Origin of the sequence: Salmonirosea aquatica (genome assembly GCF_009296315.1) — a bacterium.
Classification (GTDB): Bacteria; Bacteroidota; Bacteroidia; order Cytophagales; family Spirosomataceae; genus Salmonirosea; species Salmonirosea aquatica.
The window spans coordinates 965,064-987,177 of sequence record NZ_WHLY01000002.1; the positions used below are offsets into that span (position 1 = coordinate 965,064).

At 48.2% G+C, this 22,114-nt stretch carries 21 protein-coding genes and 1 pseudogene; 13 read left to right on the forward strand and 9 right to left on the reverse strand.

The genetic code is table 11. From position 1 onward, the window contains the following. Positions 1 to 45: 45 nt before the first annotated feature. On the forward strand, positions 46 to 426 hold the full coding sequence (locus GBK04_RS05140) for a response regulator (protein WP_152757469.1): 381 nt from the start codon (positions 46 to 48) through the stop codon (positions 424 to 426). Between the two features lie 53 nt (positions 427 to 479). Here the strand turns inward: GBK04_RS05140 and GBK04_RS05145 are convergent, their stop codons facing one another. Then, the gene (locus GBK04_RS05145) at positions 480 to 1,676 is read right to left on the reverse strand and encodes an AI-2E family transporter (protein WP_152757471.1); all 1,197 of its coding nucleotides are present in this window, start codon (positions 1,674 to 1,676) and stop codon (positions 480 to 482) included. 463 nt (positions 1,677 to 2,139) lie between these two features. Here GBK04_RS05145 and GBK04_RS05150 point away from each other — a divergent pair, with 463 nt between their 5' ends. Both GBK04_RS05150 and GBK04_RS05155 read left to right on the forward strand, forming a co-directional pair. Then, the gene (locus tag GBK04_RS05150; RefSeq protein WP_152757473.1) at positions 2,140 to 2,565 is read left to right on the forward strand and encodes a sll1863 family stress response protein; all 426 of its coding nucleotides are present in this window, start codon (positions 2,140 to 2,142) and stop codon (positions 2,563 to 2,565) included. 77 nt (positions 2,566 to 2,642) lie between these two features. After that, positions 2,643 to 2,843: a hypothetical protein gene (locus GBK04_RS05155; protein WP_152757475.1), complete on the forward strand. Its 201-nt coding sequence runs from the start codon at positions 2,643 to 2,645 to the stop codon at positions 2,841 to 2,843. A gap of 119 nt (positions 2,844 to 2,962) precedes the next feature. Here the strand turns inward: GBK04_RS05155 and GBK04_RS05160 are convergent, their stop codons facing one another. The 4 genes from GBK04_RS05160 to GBK04_RS05175 form a co-directional block, all read right to left on the reverse strand. Continuing rightward, positions 2,963 to 4,774 (reverse strand): alpha-amylase family glycosyl hydrolase, encoded by a 1,812-nt coding sequence (locus tag GBK04_RS05160; protein WP_152757477.1) that lies wholly within the window; start codon positions 4,772 to 4,774, stop codon positions 2,963 to 2,965. A 93-nt stretch (positions 4,775 to 4,867) separates the two neighbouring features. Next, entirely contained in the window at positions 4,868 to 5,332 is a 465-nt protein-coding gene (locus GBK04_RS05165) for a ferritin-like domain-containing protein (protein WP_152757479.1), read from the reverse strand. A 187-nt stretch (positions 5,333 to 5,519) separates the two neighbouring features. Continuing rightward, positions 5,520 to 6,503, reverse strand: coding sequence for a citrulline utilization hydrolase CtlX (gene ctlX, locus GBK04_RS05170; RefSeq protein ID WP_373330727.1), 984 nt, complete (start codon positions 6,501 to 6,503; stop codon positions 5,520 to 5,522). 71 nt (positions 6,504 to 6,574) lie between these two features. After that, positions 6,575 to 8,032 (reverse strand): arginine deiminase family protein, encoded by a 1,458-nt coding sequence (locus GBK04_RS05175; protein WP_152757481.1) that lies wholly within the window; start codon positions 8,030 to 8,032, stop codon positions 6,575 to 6,577. Between the two features lie 238 nt (positions 8,033 to 8,270). On the opposite strand from GBK04_RS05175, the gene sufC reads away from it, so the two are divergent. The 7 genes and pseudogenes from sufC to GBK04_RS05210 all read left to right on the forward strand — a co-directional run bounded on the left by sufC (position 8,271) and on the right by GBK04_RS05210 (position 14,423). Continuing rightward, on the forward strand, positions 8,271 to 9,032 hold the full coding sequence (sufC, locus tag GBK04_RS05180) for a Fe-S cluster assembly ATPase SufC (protein ID WP_152757483.1): 762 nt from the start codon (positions 8,271 to 8,273) through the stop codon (positions 9,030 to 9,032). Positions 9,033 to 9,093: 61 nt separating this feature from the next. Beyond that, entirely contained in the window at positions 9,094 to 10,407 is a 1,314-nt protein-coding gene (gene sufD / locus GBK04_RS05185; RefSeq protein ID WP_152757485.1) for a Fe-S cluster assembly protein SufD, read from the forward strand. 60 nt (positions 10,408 to 10,467) lie between these two features. Then, positions 10,468 to 11,705 (forward strand): annotated as a pseudogene (locus GBK04_RS05190) (SufS family cysteine desulfurase). Positions 11,706 to 11,801: 96 nt separating this feature from the next. Then, on the forward strand, positions 11,802 to 12,224 hold the full coding sequence (locus GBK04_RS05195; RefSeq protein ID WP_152757487.1) for a SufE family protein: 423 nt from the start codon (positions 11,802 to 11,804) through the stop codon (positions 12,222 to 12,224). 82 nt (positions 12,225 to 12,306) lie between these two features. Beyond that, positions 12,307 to 12,633, forward strand: a complete 327-nt coding sequence (locus GBK04_RS05200; protein WP_152757489.1) for a DUF59 domain-containing protein — start codon at positions 12,307 to 12,309, stop codon at positions 12,631 to 12,633. A gap of 78 nt (positions 12,634 to 12,711) precedes the next feature. After that, positions 12,712 to 13,143, forward strand: a complete 432-nt coding sequence (locus GBK04_RS05205) for a BrxA/BrxB family bacilliredoxin (protein WP_152757491.1) — start codon at positions 12,712 to 12,714, stop codon at positions 13,141 to 13,143. Between the two features lie 176 nt (positions 13,144 to 13,319). Next, positions 13,320 to 14,423, forward strand: coding sequence for a vWA domain-containing protein (locus tag GBK04_RS05210; RefSeq protein WP_152757493.1), 1,104 nt, complete (start codon positions 13,320 to 13,322; stop codon positions 14,421 to 14,423). A 77-nt stretch (positions 14,424 to 14,500) separates the two neighbouring features. Here GBK04_RS05210 and lysM read toward each other — a convergent pair whose 3' ends face one another. The 3 genes from lysM to GBK04_RS05225 form a co-directional block, all read right to left on the reverse strand. Then, entirely contained in the window at positions 14,501 to 14,962 is a 462-nt protein-coding gene (lysM, locus tag GBK04_RS05215; RefSeq protein ID WP_152757495.1) for a peptidoglycan-binding protein LysM, read from the reverse strand. Positions 14,963 to 15,084: 122 nt separating this feature from the next. Then, positions 15,085 to 15,459, reverse strand: coding sequence for a hypothetical protein (locus GBK04_RS05220; protein ID WP_152757497.1), 375 nt, complete (start codon positions 15,457 to 15,459; stop codon positions 15,085 to 15,087). 12 nt (positions 15,460 to 15,471) lie between these two features. After that, on the reverse strand, positions 15,472 to 16,332 hold the full coding sequence (locus GBK04_RS05225; protein WP_152757499.1) for a universal stress protein: 861 nt from the start codon (positions 16,330 to 16,332) through the stop codon (positions 15,472 to 15,474). A 369-nt stretch (positions 16,333 to 16,701) separates the two neighbouring features. Between GBK04_RS05225 and GBK04_RS05230 the strand changes: the two genes are divergently transcribed. The 3 genes from GBK04_RS05230 (at position 16,702) to GBK04_RS05240 (ending at position 19,950) form a co-directional block, all read left to right on the forward strand. Further along, positions 16,702 to 17,442: an NUDIX hydrolase gene (locus tag GBK04_RS05230; protein WP_373330728.1), complete on the forward strand. Its 741-nt coding sequence runs from the start codon at positions 16,702 to 16,704 to the stop codon at positions 17,440 to 17,442. A gap of 193 nt (positions 17,443 to 17,635) precedes the next feature. Continuing rightward, entirely contained in the window at positions 17,636 to 18,214 is a 579-nt protein-coding gene (locus tag GBK04_RS05235; protein WP_152757501.1) for an RNA polymerase sigma factor, read from the forward strand. Between the two features lie 95 nt (positions 18,215 to 18,309). Further along, positions 18,310 to 19,950 (forward strand): glycerol-3-phosphate dehydrogenase/oxidase, encoded by a 1,641-nt coding sequence (locus GBK04_RS05240; RefSeq protein ID WP_373330729.1) that lies wholly within the window; start codon positions 18,310 to 18,312, stop codon positions 19,948 to 19,950. A 16-nt stretch (positions 19,951 to 19,966) separates the two neighbouring features. Here GBK04_RS05240 and scpA read toward each other — a convergent pair whose 3' ends face one another. Then, positions 19,967 to 22,111 carry a methylmalonyl-CoA mutase gene (scpA, locus tag GBK04_RS05245; RefSeq protein WP_152757503.1) on the reverse strand — a complete coding sequence of 715 codons (2,145 nt, stop codon included), beginning with the start codon at positions 22,109 to 22,111 and terminating at the stop codon, positions 19,967 to 19,969. Between the last annotated feature and the right edge of the window lie 3 nt (positions 22,112 to 22,114).

Genomic DNA, 22,114 nt, shown 5'->3' on the forward strand with positions numbered 1-22,114 from the left:
TGTTTTCAGCCTAACGTTGCGAAAATTTCTTGCTGAATTGGTACTATGAAGATAGTTATAATCGAAGATGAAATAGAACTGGGACAGCTGATCCAGAATTTTCTGCGCAAGAAAATTCTGGAAACTCCTAATTTAGTAAAAACGGCCACCAATCTACACGATGGGCTGATGTATATTGATGAGTTGCACCCCGATTGGATCTTTTTGGATAACAATTTGCCGGATGGCAAGGGTATCAATGTAATCGAGCAAATCAAGCAGTCTCACTCGTCGCGACTAATTATGATGAGTGCCATGAGCAATCTCAAGGAAGAAGCCTTTCGGCGAGGAGTGGATTACTTTATGGACAAGCCCATTAGCTTTGTAGAAATACGGCGCATACTTGGCGGAGAACTACCCTCTTCACAAGAATCAGTCAATGAGTAAATAATATAAAAGAAGGGTATTTCGAGATAGCATATGTATTGATTTATATGCCCTTAGTCGATTGCTGGTACATAAGAAGCAGGGGCACTCACTTTATCCGCTGCTTTCACATTTTCCTTCGGAGTGCTTAGCTGTGCATCATCTGCTTCCTGCACTTCTTCTTCATCATCTTCGATACCAAATATATCCCTACCCTTGTGAGAGTCGGGATCTCCCAAAACGTATCCAAAAGATTTCAGGTTTTCTGAGTGATCCAGAATTACTTTCAGAATAGCAATCATCGGCAGAGCCAGAATCATTCCCGGGATTCCCCACAGCATACCACCTAACAATAGAGCCAGAATGGCCATGAGCGGATTAATACTGATTTTAGAACCTACCACATAAGGAGTAATGAAATTTCCTTCCAGAAACTGAATCGTCAGGAATATGGCACCTACCCCCACGGCGTACATAGGAGACTCCTTGGTTACCAAGGCCATCATAATGGGTAGGGCCGATCCGATGATAACTCCGATGTAGGGAATGAGTAATAACAATGAGGCAAAGAATCCGAAGAATACCGCATATTTGATTCCCAACAATAACAATCCCAGCGTATTGAGTGAACCCACGATCACCATAACGGTAAACATACCCGCGAGATAATTATGAATCACATCATAGATGCGGTACAGAATAAGGTTTATGCGTTTTTTTTCAGCCCTACCCAACAGACCGTACAAAAAATTGCAGAAGAAGGTACGGTAATAAAGCATAAAAAACATGTAAAGTGGTATCAGAGCCAAGGTACCCAGCAGGGTGGTAGTCATGATGATGGCCGTTGAGCCATTATCCTGGATCAATTTGGCAGAAACATCCTCCAAATCGTTTAGTTGTGAGCGAGTTTCGTATCCAAACGTTTCACTCATCCAAATCCGGGATTGATGAAACATAATGTCGGCCTTGTTCTGAAAGCTAGGCCACATATCGATCATGTCCGAAATCTGGATAAAGGAAATATAGAGAATACCAGCTATGAGTCCCAGGAAAAGCACTAAGGTGATAGCAATGGCAGGCATTCTACTTAACCCTTTTTCTTCCAGTTGCATAGTAATTGGCGACACCAGAATGGAGAGTAATACCGACACCAAGATAGGTACCAGGAAGGTTTGTAGTACCACAAGCCAATAGACACTGATTGTGACGACAATCATTACCAGGCAAGTGCGCAGAAGCTTGGAACTTAGAAAGAGATTAGCCCGATTCATGGTTTCGTCAGATATGATATTTCAGATACATATTCAATTTTTAAGCCATAGCCTGAAGACGGGCTCGACAGGCAGGGATGCGAACATACGAGGACTTATTTCCTCAATTTCTCAAAAACTCCCCAGATTGAGCATCGTTGATTCTAAGGTTGTATAACCCAACGTGTATACAGGTCACCGGGTACCCTAACCCAAACGGGGGTAGTTGCTCTAGATTGCCCTTCAAAGCTTGCAACCTATTGTCTTACCCTAGATAGATAACTACCCTATAACCGCCATTACCTGCTTCAGAGTAGTGGAAATGCTATTAAGCAATGGGATTATTTATCCAAAAGAGACTCAAATTGTAGTCAGAATAGGTAGTTCACTTTCCTTTGGTATCTGTTTTTATGTAATATACTTAACTGGGTAGCAGTACCCATTATATATAATCCTTTCATAATCAATCATACATAACCTTACAATGAAAAAGATAACCTTATTCGTCAGTGCATTTTTGTTGGCATCTTCACTTACTTTCACCTCCTGTAGCGAGTCAGCTCAGGACAAAGCCAACGATACCGCCGAACAGGTAGGCGATGACATGGAGGCATCCGGTGATAATATTGCTGACAACTGGGAGCAAGACAAAGAAGATTTGAAGGACGACATTAACGATGGTGTCGATAAACTGGATCGAAAAATCGAGGAAGCCAATGATAAAATCAAAGCGGCTACGGCCGATGAAAAAGTACGTTGGGAGAATCGAAAAAAAGAGTGGCAGGAGGAACGGGAAGACCTTAAGGAATCGCTTGATAACCTGAAGGATCGTACGGAAAATAACTGGAATGAGTTTAAATCCGACGTGCGAAATAAGCTGGACAAAGTCGAAGCTGATCTGAAAGATTAACGAATTGCTGTTCAAAAAGAAACCCACTCGATGTGGGTTTCTTTTTGAGGGTTACTGGCATATAAATCCCACCTGAAATGAAATCTTTTCTTCAACAGAACGCTCTTCGGTTGTTTGTTGGGTCACTTTTCATCCTGGCAGTAGTATTGTCCATGCTCCTTTTCCGGTACGCCAACCCCACTACTCCCGTTCCAAATCTCCCGGGTGTTACGGCCTCGGATACCATAGCGGGCGATATCACCATCAAAAATCTAGATTCGCTTCAACTCATCCGATAATGCCCTGATTTAGACCTATCTCAAAACAGTTCAGAACAATAAAGGCCCTCGTACCTTCGACCTAAAGATCAAGGTATACGAGGGCCTTTCCATTACCTCTATGATTTTTCAAAATCCTATCAATCCTGTGAATAAATAACCGTACAGTAAGGTGCCAGGCCGAGCTGAACGTACTGAGTCTTGCCATCGTACTCACCTTGCTGGGTATGGACATTCACAACGGTTTTATCCGAAAACTCTTCGTCATACCCTTTCCAGTCGCTATTGAACCGCGGAATCCATTCACCGGAAGCAGGAAAGCCAACGGCGTAGTCATCATAGTGCTGATTGGAGAAATTCATGGCTACTACTACGCTATCGCGGGGCCCGCCCTCTTTCCATCTGTGGAATACCACTACTTTTTTATCGTCGTCTACCCGCAATAACTCTACATTCTGACCGCTAAGACCCCGGGAAACATCTGTAAAGTTACGACGCAGGTGGATGAGATCGCGGTGAAGGGAAACAAATCCATTGAACCGGTCCAGCCGGGACCAATCCAGGGGATCGGTATCCGAAAACCACTTATCTTCCAGCAGTGGCTGCCCCTGGAATAGCATGGGTATGCCCGGCGAAGTAAGTACCAAAGCAACGCCTAGCGCAGCGCGCTTCTTGGAGTAGTAATTGTCAACATCCGAGTGGGCAATCTCTTCGGCTACTCGTGCTTGTCCGTTTGAAACCTCATCGTGCGACTCGGTAAAGATGATACGCTCAAAGGAATCTCCGTTGTAGCGGTAAGTAATCGCCTGAGCCACCGAATCCATGTCCCGGTGGGCGTCATCCTGAGTAATAAGAACTTCCCGAACCGGATGCACAAAGCGGGCGTCCCATTGAGCGCCATAACCCCACCCACCATATTGAAGGGAATTGGTAATGGAGTCGAGGCTGTGCATGTCCTCGGCAATGGTTATTTTGTAGGGATACTTTTTCTGAATTTCCGAGTTGATCCATCGAATCAGGGTCTTGCCTTCCGGAATATCGTTTCCAGGGTTTCCGTCAGCTTTCACATTCCTGATGTAGGGTACCATGTCCATACGCAGGCCATCAACGCGGTACTGTTCAAGCCACATGATGGCATTATCTAAGATATACCGCCTTACTTCCTCGCGGCCATAATCGGGTCGGGTGTTACCCCAGGGGGTTTCGGAGCGCCAATCGTTGTAGAAATAGATACCTCCTCCTTCGTTTTCATACCAGCCATCAAACCGCCACAAATCCATATCCGTAGGGCCGAAGTGATTATACACCACATCGAGAATAACCGCTATACCATGTTCATGGGCTGCTTTTACAAAATTCTTGAAAGCATCAGGTCCGCCGTAGTCCGTTTCGATGGCAAATGGAAAGGCTGGATTATATCCCCAGGATACCGAACCGGGAAACTCAAAGGGTGGCATTACCTCTACGGCATTGATCCCGAGGTCGCGCAGGTAGGGTAGGCGCTCAATGGCTGTATAGAAGTTGCCTGGACCATATCCATCCTTGACGTTGAAGGTACCCACATGCATTTCATAAATGACCAACTCGTTCCAGTAAGGAGTCCCGAACGAGTCGTTCTGCCAGTCGAAGGAAGCATGGTCATACACAATGCTATTCCCAATTGAATTGGTGAGGTGAAGCGCGTAAGGGTCGTTCCGGTACAAATCACCCGAAGGGGTACGCAGCAAAAACTTGTATTCGTCACCCGCTTTGGCATTTTGGACATTCACGCCCCAATAGCCTTTTTCTTCCCGCCACAGCCAGTTCGCTTCCCCATTCCAGTCATTGAACGAACCCAGCACCGACACCGACTCAGCGTGCGGAGCCCAAACCCTGAAAAATACTCCTTGGGCATGGCAAATTGCGCCCATGCCCCCTACCATGATCTGCTCTGATTCTACCGTAGTGTTCATCAATAATATTCTATGTTCAATAAAGGAAGGGATAGCCCTTAGGCCATCCCTTGTTTTAACAATTAGCTATTAACTTATAAAATCGACATTTGTTCAATCGGCGTGAGCGTGTAAGGTGGCAATACGGCTCTTAGCAGCCTGCAACTCTTCCAGTTGCTTACGAAGTGTTGACTCCAATGCCTCAGGAAGGCGGGTATCGTCTTCGTCGTACTTCAGTACATCTTCGTAAGCTCCCACGATGGTCTGTTCGCCAAACTCGCATGAACTCAACACGGAGTCACGGTCTTTGCCCGTTACAGCGGCTTTCAGATCCATCCATGCCTGATGGATATCTCCCATGAATGAATTATCGTCAGGTACCTCTCCACCGTATTTTATTATTTCGCTGTTGAGATCCGATTTAAATTGACGACTCTGCTGCTCGTAAAAGCTGAACAGGGCAAGAAGGTCGGTATCTTCGGTATCTTCTTTGGCCCTATGGTACCCCTGAATTCTATCGTAATGCAGTTTGGACAATTTTTCCAGTACATCCTGTGCTTTTTCGGTCCTATCTTTCATGATCTAGTCAAAATTTGTTGATGAGTATTTGATTTAAACTTGCTATGACAGAAGAAAAAACCTTTCCACACATCTAACCTTGGTAGTTGGGGAAATGTAGGAACTAAAGAAAAAAGAATGACAGGAGCACTGAGAACGAATCTCCCCAGGCGACCGGAAAATAGAAGAAGTACCCCGAAGCGAATGCTTATTTCAACGGCAAATGGATTTCAGCCATCATGCAACGGGCCGAACCACCTCCGTTGCCCTCGATCATGGACAAATCAGTATGGATCAGTTCAGCATAGTCATCGAGAGCGTTACGCTGCTGATCACTGAGTGATTGGAAAGCGCTTGTAGACATGACCAATAACTTGGCATCTTTCTTAGTCCGAACCAAGAGCATATTTCCTGCAAAGTGCTTCATCTGCTCCATGGTGATCTCAACGATATATTTTCCGGTTTCTTCCAGTACGGAGCGCACCAGAAACTTCTCGTCGGGGTTTTTGATGGCTTCCAGGCATACTACCGCAAACACATCCCCAATGCACATGAGCACATTGGTATGATAAACCGGCACATCGTTGTCGTCAAACGCCGAGAACTTAACTACCTCGTAGCCCGTAGCTCGCGCAAAAGCGTCCAATACCTCAGCATCAGTGCGGGGCGATAGGCAGGCGTAGGCAATCTTGAAGCGGCGGTCGAGCACCATGCTCCCGGTAGCTTCCAGAAATTTACCTTCCTGTTCAAAATGAGTGAGATCGATGATTTCCTCCACATGATAGCGTTCCCGCAGGTCGTCAATAATATCCCTGCGGCGCTCCACACGGCGATTGGGAGCCATCATAGGATACAACACTACCTTACCGCTCTGGTGCAGCGAAACCCAGTTATTAGGAAAAATGGAATCGGGAGAATAGGGAGAAACGGTATCTTCGTACACGGTCACGTCTACCCCGGCAGCCGTCAGTACGGTGACCATTTGTTCAAATTCCTCCAGTGCTTTTTCCTGGGCTATTTTTCGTGTTTCCTGGGCAAAATCCGCATCCATAAACTCATTGCTTCCGGCAGTTTGCTCATTATAGGCAAACCGTACAGGCCGGATCATCATGATTCGGGAGGTGGATTGGGGCTGTACCTGCGTTGAAGTACGGATTGAGCGAATGGAGCGCATAGGGATTAGAGAATTCATGGATTCATTTTCTGCGAATTTACTATTATATCGGCCCCTTTGCAAGCATCCTCAAAGCCGTACATCCGATCCTAGGGATCATTCCGCCAGATCGGCATACTCATGCAGTGGGAACCGCCCCGGGCTCGTGACAACTCCGCTGAAGGCAGCATGATGAAGGTATCGGTCAGTGTATCGGGCGCTAACGTCCCGGCTTCAAACTGGGCCAAAAGATCAGCGGCGGAGAGTACCCGGAAACCCTGAGCCCTGAATGCATCCAGGGTTTTGTCATTACGGTCGTAACCTATGACCACGCCGTCTTTCAGCGCCAGCAGATTGCAGGAGTCGGTCCATTGCTCACGGTCACCGAAGGGGAATTCATTATTTCCTGAGTAAATAAATTTGACTTCATCCTGGCAACCCAAGTCATTGCGACTGATTTCAGCCAACAGATCTTCAAGGTTTTCGATCTCGATGGGCGTATGTTCCTGCCCTTTGTGGAACTGCATGATTTTCAACTCCTGATCTAAAGCCTGGGCCGCAAAAAAATGCAACACATCCTTCTTGCGCGCTTCATCGCCCTGTCTTCCAAGCGAATGGAGCAGTACCCACATGTTTTTTTTCACCTGCGTGAAAATAGTGTCGATATGCATATAGTCACGCTTCTTAGGAATTTTGACAATCGTGATCGTATCTACCACATTTTTGGCAAACAATATCCGCATCACCTGCTGGGCCGCGTACAGGGTAGTCCGCTCGCTGCACCCGATAAGCAGGTGCCGGGGGGCTACCATCATCACATCGCCGCCTTCCAGCGTCGAGCGGTTGTAGTCGTTCAGTTTCTCATCCTCAGGCAGCAGGAAATGTTTATCGTTGTCGGGTATCTCGATGATTTTATCCCGGTAGTCGACAAACATCGGATGATGAAAGAAGATATACTGCGCCAGCAACGACTCCCGCGTTCGGGCGGCCTTGGCGGGCCGATTGAGCAGAATATAATCGTTGATGACGATCCCTATGTCACGGGTAAAAATCAAATTAGGTAGCGGCGAGAACAGCATGCGCTCGTCAGAAAGCGAACCGGAAATGAAAATCTTGGCCAGTTCGTCAGGTTCATGTGCAGTCAGTTCCAGCTGGGTATGGTACGAGCACTTCTCAATCCCGCAGATCGAGGCGATCAGTTTGGTACGGATTACCTCATCTTTCAGAATAAATCCCAGCAGGCTTTGCAAGTCCACCACCCGATCGGAATCAAAGTACCCTTCCGCCCCGGGCTTGTAAAAGGAGCGAGACTCATCCGCATCGATTTCGGCAATGCGTCCCCGTACCTTTTCAGGATCCAGAAAATACAGCAGCAGTTTCACGTAGTAATCGTACTCGTCGCGCCGCATGGTATCCAGGTGTACTATGTCCTCGAACAGCCAGTCCTGCGCTTTGGAAGGTACCACCTTACCCAGGCCCCGGTCGGGGCTGTGGATGAGCAGGCGTTTGAGGTCTCCTACTTCCGAGGACACCCTGATGGTATAGGTACTTGGTTTATCAGTCTTCATTGAGGCAATGTGAAATGGCAGTCCGCAAAGTAACGGGATTATTTTTCAATAAAAATCCGCACAAGGACCGCCGGATGCTGGTTTGAACAAAGAAATCAAATAGGGAACAAGGCTTAGGACTAATGGGTTATAGATAGAGCAAGTGGTTGTTTAGAAACGTTCTAATCCTGATTTCGTTTAACGGCCAAACCTTAGTACTTTTGCAAATTCCCTAAAATACATACTACTTCAATCTATTATGCTTAAAATTAATGACTTACATGCCTCCATCGAAGGCAAAAAAATATTAAATGGAATTAATCTTACGGTCAATGCGGGTGAAGTCCACGCCATTATGGGCCCAAATGGCTCAGGCAAGAGTACATTGGCTTCGGTGCTAGCCGGTCGCGAAGAGTATGAGGTGACCGGGGGTGAGGTACTTTTCGAGGGAAAGGATTTGCTCGATCTGGCACCCGAAGAGCGAGCCGCCGAAGGCATTTTTCTGGCTTTTCAATACCCCGTAGAAATTCCGGGTGTAACGACCATTAATTTTCTAAAAACGGCAGTGAACGAAATGCGTAAGTACCGGGGGGAAGCTCCCCTGGATGCCGCTCAGTTCCTGAAAATGGTACGTGAGAAAGCAAAGCTGGTACGTATGAATGACTCGCTGCTGAAACGCTCACTGAATGAAGGCTTTTCGGGCGGTGAGAAAAAGCGCAATGAGATATTCCAAATGGCCGTACTGGACCCCAAACTGGGAATTTTGGACGAAACCGACTCAGGACTCGACATTGACGCACTCCGTATCGTAGCCGAAGGCGTGAATACCCTGCGTTCGCCCGAAAAGGCCACCATTGTCGTTACCCACTACCAGCGCCTGCTCGATTACATTGTTCCCGACTATGTACACGTACTCTATAAAGGACGAATTGTAAAATCCGGCACTAAGGAATTGGCGCTCGAACTGGAAGATAAGGGCTACGACTGGATCAAAGCCGAAGTGGAAGCTACAATGGCCTGATAGGTCTATAGGTAAGCAGTATACAAGCCATTGGCTTCAATCAACGAATTTAGTTTTATATATGACTACCGAAACCATAGATCTTAAATCAGAACTTATTTCCGACTTCCGGCGACGCGAGCAGGCGATGAACGGGGAGGCAGGTACCCCCTTTCACCAGATCCGGCAGCAAGCCCTGGAACGGTTCGAAACCCTGGGCTTCCCTACTCCTCGTAACGAAGAGTGGAAGTACAGTAATGTGCGTAATCTTGTTTCTCACAATTATAACTTTTCCGCAAAACACCAGGTATCTTCTGAAACAATTGGCAACATCAGTATACCCAATCTTACGGGCAATGTGTTGTACTTTGTCAATGGCCAGTACGAGGCCGGCCTTTCCAGCATTGTTTCTCCGGCCGAACAAATCTCTATTTTATCATTGCGGGAGGCCCTGGAAAAACAGCCTGAGTTGATTCAGATGTACTTCAACCAACTGACTGATAACCAGAACGAAGCTTTTACGGCCCTTAACACGGCCTTCGCCGGAAACGGGGTTTTCATTCACATTCCCAAAGGCAAGGTAGTGGAGGAGCCCGTTGTGCTGTATTTTATTAATGATGCCCGTATCGAGGACATTGGCGCACAGCCCAGGAATCTTTTCATTATTAACGAGAATGCCCAGGTTACGCTGACTGAAACCTTTCTTACGCTGGGAGAAGCTCAAACTTTTACGAATGCCGTCACTGAAATTTACGTTGCCGAGCACGCGCATGTCCAGTACTACAAAGTACAAAATGCCAGCGATAATGCCTACCACGTAGGTACCACGCAGGTCAGGATGGCCGACAACTCGCACTTTTACGCGGCTACGGTATCACTCAACGGAGGGTTTATCCGCAATAATCTGAATATTGCCATCGATGGAGAGCATTGCGATGCGCACATGTATGGACTGTATTTCCCCGATGGCAGGCAACACATCGACAACCATACGGTAGCCGATCACCGCAAGCCTAATTCCGAAAGTAACGAGCTTTATAAGGGTGTACTGCGGGGTAAATCGACAGGTGTTTTCAATGGAAAAATTTTTGTGCAGGAAGATGCCCAGAAAACCAACGCTTTTCAATCGTGCAAGAACGTGGTACTCTCGCCTGAGGCAACCATGAATACCAAGCCGCAATTGGAAATTTTTGCCGATGATGTCAAATGCTCGCACGGGACCACGACCGGCCAACTGGACGACGAGGCTTTGTTTTACCTTCGGTCGCGCGGCATTTCCAAAGATGAGGCCATGAATCTGCTGATGTTTGCTTTCTGCGAAGATGTGATCACACAGATCAAGATCGAACCGATCCGGGAGTACCTCGAAGGAATTATCACGCAGAAACTGGCCTAAGGTACCTCCCGAGCAGGAAGTACCTTGCTCGGAATCAACAGCCACTCGCTTTGTAAAAATATGCTACTCGAAACCAACATACAGCTGGATACACAACGAATCAGGGCGGATTTTCCAATCCTGAATGAAATAATCAACGGAAAACCGCTGGTGTACTTCGACAATGCCGCTACTACCCAGAAACCCCGTCCGGTACTGGATGCATTAGCCGGCTATTATGAGCACTCTAACGCCAATATTCATCGGGGTATCCATTTTCTGGCCGAAAAAGCTACGGCCCAATTTGAGGCCTCGCGACGCCGTATTCAGACTTTCCTGAACGCCCGGAAGCCCGAAGAAATCATTTTCACCTACGGTACTACGGATAGTATCAATCTGGTAGCCCAAACCTACGGGCGCGCTTTCCTGAAAGCAGGAGATGAGATCATCATCAGTACGCTGGAGCATCATTCCAATATAGTACCCTGGCAGATGCTGTGCGAGGAAAAAGGCTGCGTGCTGCGTATTATTCCGATCAACGATGCGGGAGAATTGCTCATGGACGAATATGAGAAAATGCTCTCGGAACGTACCAAATTTGTTTCCGTAGTTCATGTTTCCAACGCTTTGGGTACCATCAACCCCGTCGCCCAAATCATCGAGAAAGCTCATGCGGTAGGTGCCAAAGTACTCGTCGATGGGGCCCAGGCCAGCGCCCACCTGGGCCTCGATGTCCAGAAACTGGATTGTGATTTTTATGCACTTTCGCTCCATAAGATCTATGGACCTACGGGCATGGGGGTGCTGTATGGAAAGGAAGCACTATTGAATGCCATGCCACCCTACCGCGGGGGGGCGAGATGATTAAGGAAGTTACGTTCGAGAAAACCACCTACAATGAACTACCCTATAAATTTGAGGCAGGTACCCCGAACATTGCTGACGTAGTGGCTGCTAAAACAGCACTGGATTACGTGGACGATCTGGGCAAGGAAGCCATCGCAGCCTACGAGCACCACTTACTCGACTACGCAACGGATGCCTTGAAAAGTATCGATGGGTTAAGAATTGTCGGTACCGCCGCCGAAAAAGTAAGTGTCATTTCTTTCCTGATGGAGGGCATTCATCACCAGGATATTGGCGTATTGCTGGATCAGCAGGGGATTGCCATCCGTACCGGGCATCATTGCACCCAGCCCCTGATGCAACGCTTTGGTATTCCCGGAACCTCACGGGCCTCATTCGCTGTTTACAACACAACCGAGGAAATCGACCGGCTCGTACAAGGCTTGCATAAAGTAAAGAAGATGTTGGGGTAGTTTTAGTTTAATAGTTGAAGTGCTGCTTTCCTGTTTCATTCAGCTTCAGGAAAATTTTGTTAAACAATTAAACTTTTCATTATTTCAACCAACAGAATGTCTATCAACGAAATACAGGATGAACTGATTGAAGACTTTGCCCTTTTTGACGATTGGGAAAGCAAGTACGAGTACATCATCGACATGGGCAAGCAACTGCCCCCGTTATCTGAGCAATATAAGACCGAGGAAAATATCATAAAGGGCTGTCAGTCGCGGGTATGGCTACATGCCGAAACTGATGGCGATGTAGTGAAATTTGCTGCCGACAGCGACGCCATTATTGTGAAAGGGCTGGTCAGTATGTTGGTCAAGGTACTTTCGGGACATAAACCCGAAGAAATCGCCAGCGCCGACCTTTACTTTATGGAGCGCATCGGCTTACATCAGCATCTGGCCCAGACCCGGTCCAACGGCCTGGCTAGTATGGTGAAGCAGATGAAAATGTACGGTCTGGCCTACCAAAGCATCAATAGCTAACGAATGTGATAAGAATCAGGAGGTACCTTAGTACTCATTCGCTCACTCATGTTTCTTATTTCAAAACTCATATCTGATTACCATGGAAAATACCACGCTCACCGAAGCTGAACTCAAAGAAGAAATCGTAAAAGCCATCAAGCGGGTTTACGATCCCGAAATTCCAGTCGATGTATACGAGCTAGGGTTAATTTACGATCTGAAGATATTTCCTGTCAACAATGTGTACGTTTCCATGACGCTCACTTCGCCTTCCTGCCCTTCGGCTGGTACCTTGCCCAGCGAGGTAGAGCAGCGGATTCGAGAGGTACCCGGAGTGAATGATGTGAGTCTGGAACTTACTTTCGACCCACCCTACTCTACCGAAATGATGACCGAGGAGGCCAAGCTTGAGCTGGGCTTCATGTAGGTAAGAGCGCTATCGGCTGATGGCAATCCACTTTTGATTTTTTTACATTTTCAACAATCCATTTTCAATCAAAAAATTATGTATCCTCCACAATTAGTTGCCCCCATGAAAGCCGAACTGACCAACGTAGGCTTTCAGGAACTTACCACCGCCGAAGCAGTGGATAATTTCATGACCAATGCCCAGGGTACCACCCTGGTGGTTATCAACTCGGTGTGCGGCTGCGCGGCTGGCGCGGCTCGTCCCGGGGTACGTGCCTCGCTTTCGCGGAGCGAAATAAAACCCGACAATCTGGTGACGGTTTTCGCAGGTGTCGACACCGACGCGGTGAACAAAATGCGTGAGTACACCCTACCCTATCCACCATCATCGCCCGCGATTGCCATCTTCAAAGACGATGAACTGATCCACTTCATCGAGCGACACCATATCGAGGGTCGCTCCGCGGAAATGATTGCCCAGCATTTGCAAATGGCCTACGAGGAATTTTGTGGCGAAAAAGCAGAATAGAAGCCTGGATGCTTCTGATCATTACAATGCAAAGGCGGCCAAATGGCCGCCTTTCCTTTTTTGAATAAAAACCAAAAACCCCTATCTTACGTTAAAGGAAATAACTCTACCTCCATTATTCTTATTCTATTGATCATTCATCGTACCGGCGACCCGGTCACTCATTCATAATCAATATGCTCGGACATCATTTTTCAAAATTCATTCCCGAGGAGCAGGGGCCCAACAGCAAGTTTGACCAACTCCTCAATATTTTCCAGCAATTACTGCTAATGACATCCGGCAATGTCACGGAAGCCATGTCGTGGCTGAGTGAGCTGGATCGCCGCTATGGCCTTACCAATGACCAGTACGGGATTGGTGATTTCTACGATGATCTGAAGCGCAAGGGCTACATCACCGAAAAAGATGGTGAAGGGCAGGTTGTGATGACGCCCAAGAGCGAGCAAAGTATTCGTAAGAGTGCCCTGGACGAAATATTCGGTAAACTAAAACGCTCCAAGTCGGGGGGTAATCACCACACGCCTTTCACGGGGACGGGTGACGAACTGAGCAGCGACGTGCGCCCCTATCAGTTTGGCGACACGCTGGAACAGATTTCTATGACTGAATCCATCAAAAATGCACAAGTCAATCACGGTATTGGCGATTTTACGCTGATGGAGCAGGATCTGGAAGTGGTGGAAAAAGAACAGAAAACGACAACTTCCACCGTGATGATGATCGACATCAGCCATTCTATGATTCTGTACGGCGAGGATCGGATTACGCCTGCCAAAAAGGTAGCCCTGGCTATGGCCGAGCTAATCAAAACCAAGTACCCCAAGGATTCGCTGGACATTATCGTATTTGGCAACGACGCCTGGCAGATTCAGGTCAAAGACTTACCTTATCTTGAGGTAGGTCCCTACCACACCAACACCGTAGCCGGGCTGGAACTGGCGATGGATTTGCTGCGTCGGAAGAAAACCCGCAACAAGCAGATTTTCATGATCACCGACGGCAAGCCTACCTGTTTGAAAGAAGGGATAAAATACTATAAGAATAGCTTTGGCCTGGATCGGAAAATCGTCAGCAAAACACTTACCCTTGCTGCCCAGTGCCGTCGGCTGGATATCCCGGTCACGACCTTCATGATTGCCTCGGATCCCTACCTCAAGCAATTCGTGCAGAACTTCACAGAAGTCAATAATGGTCGGGCCTATTACAGTAACTTGCAGGGGCTGGGCGGATTCGTGCTGGAAGATTTTCAGCGGAACCGACGTAAGAACATCAAGTAGGTACCTGTTACCTTATGCAAAAAGGGGCTTCCACTTAAAATAGTGGAAGCCCCTTTTTGTTCTTTGAAATCTATCTTCTATGACAGAGCCGGGATGCGAAGTACCTGTCCTGGATATATTTTGTCAGGATCGGAAAGCATGGGCTTGTTGGCCTCAAAAATCTGTGGGTACTTCATCATATCGCCATAGTATTGCTTGGCAATCTTCGAAAGCGTATCGCCTTTCTCTACGGTGTGGTACTGTGCTTCGGGAGCGGGATCGGCCACAGTCATGCGGTTATCCACAACAGCTACACCCTCTACGTTACCTACCGCCAAGGCAATTTTTTCGGCGTCAGCCTGTTTTTCTACCTCGCCCTCCAGAATCACCGTGTCGCCGGAAGTTTTTACCTGAATAGTTTTATACGCCAGACCCAGGGCTTTCACGTGGGCCAGCAAACTACTTGCCCGCAGTGGTTCCGCCTCGGGGGTAGGAGCGGCGGCTTCCTCTTTTTTAAAGACTTTTTCGCCAACTCCTTTCAAAAATGACATCAATCCCATGATTTTCTTATTTTTAAGTGAACATTAGTAAAAATTAGAATTGCTCAAATCTAATAGGTTCAAACAATTCGACAACGTATAGACGTAAAACAATCATACCGTCACTTTGCGAAGGCCATTATTTACGCTACCTCCAGTCCCTCCGCAAAGGAGCAGAACCTATGCCTGAACTGGCGGTAGCTTTGCTCGAAGTAAAACATCTCTTCCCGAATATGCCACTGCGCGCACTCTGTCTTCCTACCTTTAGAAATATCCCCGTTCGCAGCAAGAGGCATTACCCGGGTTTCAGGTCTGATTTCATCCAACAATTTATCGACTGATTGCAGGTATTGATGGAGTTGACTCATCAAATCAGTCAGTTTGTAGGGCTGTATGCATGCTCCTTTGTTTAAAAGGTAACTCTCGAAAATCGCAAGTTCACGGCGGTTGTATTCGAGCTCGTTTTGCCAAAGCATGCTTTCAAAGTGCCTAAGATGGCTCGTTGTGTCCTTTTTCATGGTAGTTGAGTATTACAGTATGACATTCCAATCAGGTGAAGGCAATTCATCCGTCGGATCAGGAACGGTTTCAGATAGTACCAGCAAGGGTACCTGAGCATCGTAGGCAAGTATTCGGCTTGTACTTCGGTTCAGCAGTACGTCCCACAAACTGTGGTGGTGCGAAACCGTTACCAGTAGGTCGGTTTCATGGCTGGAAATGAAGGCTTCAATTCCAGCAGCGGGCGAGTCATTTTTGGTATAGTGGTGTTGTGGATTATACCCTAGAAAATACTCATTTAAAAGCCTTTTTTCCTGGCTATCTACTTCTGAATCCGAAGAATCCGGGTCCAAAATACTAAGAAAAACTAACCCCGACATTCCGCTCTTCATCAGTTCCCTAACGGGTGCAAGTACCTCAGGCATGCGGAAGTTTTGATAGTCGATGGCTACTACTATCCTCTGAACAGGTTTGACCGGTACCGAAGACGGAACTACCAGGACAGGGTACCTGGCCGCCCGGATGATTTCGGTGGCTACACTACCCAGGCGCACACTGCTGCCGGTCCCGCTTGCACCTACCACTACTGCATCAAAAGGTACCTTTTCGTAGATTCCTGTTACCGCCACGGCCAGGTTACCCCCAATAGCGGTGCCTCGGAATGAAAAATCCCCATCAGAATTCTTTTGTTTCAACGCGTCAACATATTCGTTGATACGGGATTGGGCATTATGGTCAACTACCTCATCGACCTGGTCGTTGGATAGAGGCAATTCGATATAGCAATTGAGTACGGTAAACTCACAGGCTATTCCTTTGTACAATTGCAGTGCAAAATCAATGGCCTTGCGGGAAGTTTCAGAAAAGTCGGTCAGGAGCAGGATTTTTTTCATCAGTAAGGGGATTTACAGTTTCAAGGTGATGATTTAGTTAAAAAAAGTATTCCTAATCGTATGGTTACCCTTATGAAAGTACAATTTTCAGTCTTCTGGAAGGAGGTACTATATGTCAGATAATACTTGAAAAAAGTAGCCCTACTTGTTATCAAAGGTGAGTTCATATTCCCACAAAGCCCGGCTAGGGTACCTAGCTAAAGCCCCACAACAATCAGAAATCACCCTCTTCTTTTCTATAAGCCAGCCCTGTGAATACCGACTTTGAAAAACTAAATATCAGGGTATCAACCAGAAATTGTAGTCCAGATGAAGTAAGAATCAACTAACTTATGACTTTACCGTAAAAACAGACGGGCAGCAATTGAAGTGACTAATTTACAATTTTCCTCTCCCACCTCCACCTATCGCTACACACATGGCGATCGTATTCTGGTAGCCATTGACTGCATCGTATTCGGGTACGATGAGAACGGGCTTCAATCCCTGTTGGTAAAGCGCCACATTGAACCCGGAAAAGGTCAATGGGCTCTGATGGGAGGGCTTTTGGAAGAAAAAGAAACGCTGGATCAGGCAGCGAAGCGTATTCTGGTCAAGCTCACCGGGATGACCGATGTATACCTCGAAGAACTCAAGGTTTTCAGCGATGTTACCCGCGATCCGGTCGAACGTACCATCTCAGTTACCTACTTTGCCCTGATCAACATCCATAATTACGAGCATCAGATCACGCACGAATACGAAGCCCGCTGGTTTTCTATTTCGCACCTACCCGATCTCCTTTTCGATCACAAGCAAATGGTCGATTACGCCAAGGCCAAATTGAAGTACAAAGCGGCCCTGCATCCGATTGGATTTGAGTTGCTTCCCAAGAAATTCACACTTACCCAACTCCGTCTTTTGTACGATGCCATCTTTGAAACCCAGCTCGACAAAGGCAATTTCCGCCGCATGATTCTGGCTTCCGGTCTGCTGGTCAAACTTTGGGAAAAGGACAGGTCCAGCTCAAAAAAAGGCGCCTACTTTTATCAGCTGGACGAAGCGCGATACCGCGAAAAATTCACCAGTTTCCTGAATCTGACGCCCAATAGCAAGGAACTGATTGGTTAGGTTCCGATTCTGCCTCTGCTCCCATTTCATTACTATTTTTACTTTTTTTTGCATTTCTGTTTTTTCTTAGTCTATTAAAAGTTATTTTTACTTTTAAATTTTCTCGGAGAGAAAATCACTTCCCAGAAGTGAAAGTCTGGATTAGAAAATGAGCATTCCTTTATATAGCTACTAAATTATACCCCAAACCATTTTGGCCGCTTCGCACCTATACGCTGACCCATTACCGGATGAGAGTTTTATTTGGCAGGAGTTTAAGCAGAGCAATCTCCAGGCTTTCACATGGCTGTACGAAGCTTACTTCCCTACTTTGCATCGGTATGGGCAGAGGTTGGGGGCAGATCGCATGGTGATTCAGGATGCTATCCATGACCTGTACCTGGATCTGTGGCGGATGCGGAAAAATCTGGCTGATAACGTATCAGTTCGGTATTACCTGTGCCGATCCTTACGGCGACGCATTCACCTGCTATCAAAAAACTCTACGTACGGATTGGATGAAACCCATGAGTCTCAGGCATGGACGGAGTGTTGCGAAAGTCACTGGATTCGAGAGGAGTCATCTGACCACAGTGGCCGATGGTTGTCCGAATCTCTGGGTACCCTTTCCAAGCGGGAACACGAGGTAGTAATGCTGAGGTACTACCGAAACAATTCGGTTCGGGAAGTAGCCACGCAACTGGCTATTAAGGAACAAACCGTGCGTAATCTGATTCAACGGGCGTTGGGCAAACTCCGTAAAAATGTGCCCGAGTCTATGGTAGACCTGTAGGGTAGCTAAAAACCTGCATTGGCTGGGACGAATGGTTTTTTCTCCGTTCAAAACGTGCTAGTTTTGTGGAGATCCGACTTCCTTCTCTATCGTACATGCCCATGAACCGCGCCGACAACCTTTCCCGTCTGCAATCTGAAAATTTCGATATCTGTATCATTGGCGGAGGCGCGAGTGGAGCAGGTTGTGCGCTGGATGCCGCCCTGCGAGGCTACCGGGTCGCGTTGATTGATAAAAAGGATTTTGCCTCCGAAACCTCCTCCCGCTCCACTAAACTCATACATGGAGGAGTCCGCTACCTTGAGCAAGCCTTTACCAAACTTGATTTTGCGCAACTGAAGCAAGTCCGACACGGCCTGGAGGAACGGCACATCGTGATAAAAAACGCCCCGCATCTGGCCCGCCCTCTAGCCTTACTAACGCCGGTTTTTTCGTGGATTGAAGGAGTGTACTACAGCATTGGCTTGAAAATGTACGACTGGTTTGCCAATGACGATACCCTACCCAAGGGCCGATGGCTCTCAAAAAAAGAGGTATTGAGCCGAATGCCTACTCTAGATAAAGACAAGCTCCATAGTGCGGTACTGTATTACGACGGCCAGCACGACGACGCTCGCTATTGTCTGGCGCTCGTGCAGTCAGCCCATGAGCAAGGGGTAGCTGTGGCCAATTACGTGGAAGTGCTCGGTTTTCTGAAAGACCCGGTTGGCAAACTCTCCGCCTGTTCGGTGGAAGACGCCTTTACGCACCAAACCTTCTCAATCAAAGCAAAGGTGTTTGTGAACTGTACCGGTACGTTTGCCGACCGTATCCGGCTACTGGCCAACCCGACACTACCCAATCGGATGCGGCCCAGCAAGGGCGTGCACGTGGTACTACCCTATGAAACCCTGAACAGCACCGATGCCATGCTGATTCCCAAAACCAGCGATGGCCGGGTAGTGTTCGCCATCCCATTTGAAGGTCAACTTGTGGTAGGTACCACCGATACCGAGTACCGTAATGTTGAGAACGAACCCGTTCTGGAGCAAAGTGAAGTTAATTTTTTGCTGGATACCCTTCGGCCCTACCTGAAAAAAGACCCCGAATCCGGTGACATCAAAGCGGGATTTGGTGGGTTGCGTCCTTTGTTGGCTGCCGATCCTACCAAGTCTACGAAAGGCCTTACCCGTGACCATGAGGTGGAGCACGATAGTAAATCTAACCTGGTGAGCCTGTTGGGAGGAAAATGGACCACCTACCGTCTCATGGCTAAAGATGCTGTGGATAAAGTGGAAGAGCTACTAGAACAAAACAATCCCTGCCTGACCGCTGATCACCTGCTGGCGGGTGGCGAAAATTTCAATTACGATGCCTGGAAAACTATTCAACAGGAATATGATTTAGGCGAAGATACTTGCAAACACCTGATTCTGAAATACGGATCGCGGGCCGAAAGGGTGGTTGGACTCATCAAGACCGATGCTACCCTGGCCGACCGCCTACTTCCCAACCTACCCTACCTCAAAGCTGAGGTAGTTTTTGCCGCTCGCTACGAAATGGCCGCTACCCCCCGCGACTTTTTGGCTCGTCGCATTCGCATGGAAATTACGGATTGGGACGCTACCCTGGCCTGTCTGCCGACCGTCTGCGACTTAATGGCGGGGGAATTGGGCTGGGACGCACCCACGGAACGGCAAATGGTGAATGAATATACTACCCTGGTACGCGGATTTCAGCGGGAAGCGGGATTATAGGAATTCTTACATTATCCTAATTCCCCTCCCCCATCAAGTCCGATAAGATCTTTTGCGCCGCAATAGAAATGACCGTACCGGGCCCAAATATTCCCTTAACGCCCGCTTGATGCAAAAACTGGTAGTCCTGTGCCGGAATGACGCCACCGGCGATTACCATAATGTCCTCGCGCCCCAGTTTTCGTAGTTCTTCAATCAGTTGGGGTACCAGCGTCTTATGACCGGCGGCCAGGCTCGATGCGCCTACCACGTGCACGTCGTTCTCAATGGCCTGGCGGGCAACTTCTTCTGGCGTCTGGAACAGCGGACCTACATCGACATCGAAACCGAGGTCGGCAAAACTGGTGGCGATGACTTTGGCGCCCCGGTCGTGACCGTCCTGGCCCATTTTGGCTACCAAGATACGGGGGCGGCGACCGTCGAGTTCGGCAAATCGATCGGCCATTTCCCGGGCTAATTTAAAATTTTCATCGTCGGATACTTCGGATTTATACACGCCGGATATGGATCTTATGGTAGCTTTATATCGACCAAAAACTTGCTCCATGGCATCGGAGATTTCGCCCAGAGTGGCTCGTTCGCGTGCGGCTTCAACGGCCAGGGCCAGCAAATTACTGCGCATGTCCATGCCTCCCTCCTCACGGCAGGCAACAGTCAGAGCCGCCAGGGTACCTTCTACCCTTGTTTGGTTTCGGGTGCTTTTTATTTCATTCAGCCTGATAATCTGCGACTCACGGACGGCTTTATTATCAATGTCCAGTACGTCAATGTCCTGTTGGCTATCAGTCTGATACTTATTGACGCCCACGATGATTTGCTTTCCCGAATCGATGCGGGCCTGTTTGCGGGCCGCAGCTTCTTCGATGCGCATTTTGGGAAGTCCGGTTTCGATGGCTTTCGCCATGCCTCCCAGACTTTCCACTTCTTCGATCAGGGCCCAGGCTTTTTCAATTAATTCGTGAGTAAGGTACTCCAGATAGTAAGAGCCTCCCCACGGGTCCACAGCATGACAAATATCGGTTTCGTATTGTAGAAAAAGCTGTGTGTTCCGGGCAATCCGGGCCGAAAAGTCGGTAGGTAAGGCCATCGCCTCATCCAGTGAATTGGTGTGCAACGACTGCGTGTGGCCCAGCACCGCCGCTGTAGCCTCAATCACCGTACGAGCTATGTTGTTAAATGGGTCCTGCTCAGTTAGGCTGTATCCACTCGTCTGGCAGTGTGTCCGCAGTGCCATGGATTTGTCATCTTTGGCACCGAGTTTTTTTACAATTTTGGCCCAAAGTACCCTTCCCGCCCGCAGTTTGGCTATTTCCATGAAATGGTTCATCCCGATGCCCCAGAAGAATGAAATCCGCGGCGCGAAACCATCGATGTCCAACCCTGCCCCCAACCCGGTGCGCAGGTACTCCCAGCCATCGGCCAGGGTGTAGGCAAGCTCCAGATGGGCGGGAGCACCCGCCTCGTGCATGTGGTAACCACTGATACTGATGGAGTTAAATCTGGGCATGTGCTGCGCCGTGTACGCAAATATATCCCCGATGATCCGCATGGAGGGCGCGGGCGGGTAGATGTAGGTATTGCGCACCATGAATTCTTTCAGAATATCATTCTGAATAGTACCCGAAAGTTTTTCCAAAGGTACCCCCTGTTCCTGGGCGGCCACGATGAAAAATGCCATCACCGGAATCACCGCCCCGTTCATGGTCATGGATACCGACATCTGGTCGAGCGGAATCTGGTCGAACAGGATTTTCATATCCTCCACCGAATCAATGGCCACCCCCGCTTTACCCACATCGCCCACCACGCGCGGATGATCCGAATCGTAGCCTCGATGCGTCGCCAGATCGAAGGCCACGGAAAGGCCTTTTTGCCCGGCGGCCAGGTTACGGCGGTAGAAAGCATTGGATTCTTCGGCGGTCGAGAAGCCCGCATACTGCCGGATGGTCCAGGGCCGCTGTACGTACATGCTGGCGTAGGGCCCACGCAGGTAGGGAGGTACCCCGGCTCCAAAATCCAAATGCCCGGCATCGGTCAAATCTTCCGCTCCGTAGTTGGCTTTCAGTTTGATACCTTCCGAAGTCGGATACGGTTTAGTAGAATCGGCACCCTGGCTCCGCTTCAGTTCAGGATTAGTTATTTTCTCAAAGTTCGGCTTCATACT